Genomic DNA, 1269 nt, shown 5'->3' with positions numbered 1-1269 from the left:
TGTTTAGCCCGGACAGATCACTGACGGGTGTTCGGAGACATAGCTGACACGTCAACAATGGCTGGATTGGTCCGATTCGGGAGGCCGTCCATGCCGTGGAATGAGGTGTCAATAATGGATCAACGCCACGAGTTCGTGCGGCTGGCTTTGCAGGAAGGCGTCAACCGGCGCGAGCTATGCCGACGGTTCAACATCAGCCCCGACGTCGGCTACAAATGGCTGCGGCGCTGGCAGGCTGGCGATCGGGAGCTGGCCGACAGCTCGCGGCGCCCGCATGCGATGCCCAGGCGCAGTGAGGCTGCGATCGAGGCACAGGTGTTGGCGGTGCGCGACAAGCATCCGGCCTGGGGAGCGCGCAAGATCTCCCATTGCCTGAAGCGGAGCGGCCAGACGGTGCCCGTGCCGTCGACGGTGCATCAGATCCTGTGCCGGAACGGGCGGGTCAAACCGAGCGAGAATGCACCGCCCAATCCGGGCCATCGGTTCGAGAAGGAAGCTCCCAATCTGCTGTGGCAGATGGACTTCAAGGGTCACCTGGGGCTCGCCAACGGGACGCGGTGCCACCCGCTCACGATCGTCGACGATCACTCGCGCTATGTCCTGTGCCTGAAGGCCTGCGCCGACGAGCAGCGTCTCACCGTGCAGGATCACCTGACGACAACGTTCCGCTGCTATGGCTTGCCGGAGGCCTTCTACACCGACAACGGCTCACCTTGGGGCGATACGTCTGGCGTTCGCTGGACCGGGCTGAAGGTGTGGCTGCTCAAGCTTGGCGTCCGGGTGGTGCACGCCAGGCCGTGCCATCCGCAGGCGCGCGGCAAGAACGAACGCTTCCACCGCACCCTGAAGGCTGAGGTCTTTGCAATGCGCCGCTTCCGCACTCTGCCGGAAGTCCAGCGGGCCCTCGATGCCTGGCGCCCGGTCTATAATCTGGAGCGTCCCCACGAAGGCCTCGATATGCAGGTCCCCGCCGATCGCTTCCGGCCGAGTGCTCGGGCCATGCCCGCCCGCGTTCCGAACGTCGAATACAACAGCGGCGAGATCGTGCGCAGGGTCTCATCGACGAGACCCTACATCTCCTTCAAGGGGCGCTTCTGGAAAGTTCCCCAGGCCTTCGCACGTGAACGCCTCGCCATTCGGCCACTGGACCGCGACGGCCACTACGGAATCTTCTTCGCCAGTTGGCAGGTCGCTTCGATCGACTTGACCAACGACCCACCTGTCAGTGATGTGTCCGAACAGGTGTCAGCCATGTCTCCGGACTAAACA

The 1269-nt window shown here is 63.8% G+C and carries 1 protein-coding gene; it reads left to right on the top strand.

Annotated elements, in window-relative coordinates; translation table 11 throughout:
- Window positions 1-90 precede the first annotated feature (90 nt).
- Entirely contained in the window at window positions 91-1266 is a 1176-nt protein-coding gene (locus CO669_RS34795; RefSeq protein WP_097667123.1) for an IS481 family transposase, read from the top strand.
- Window positions 1267-1269: the final 3 nt, after the last annotated feature.

The organism is Bradyrhizobium sp. Y36 (genome assembly GCF_002531575.1).
Classification (GTDB): Bacteria; Pseudomonadota; Alphaproteobacteria; order Rhizobiales; family Xanthobacteraceae; genus Bradyrhizobium.
The sequence above is the reverse complement of the archived record's forward strand: the minus strand, read 5'-3'. Positions and strand labels throughout refer to the sequence as shown.

Coding starts and splice junctions, on each gene's coding strand:
- CO669_RS34795 (WP_097667123.1), top strand. CDS start 91: ATGCCGTGGAATGAGGTGTCAATAATGGATCAACGCCACGAGTTCGTG.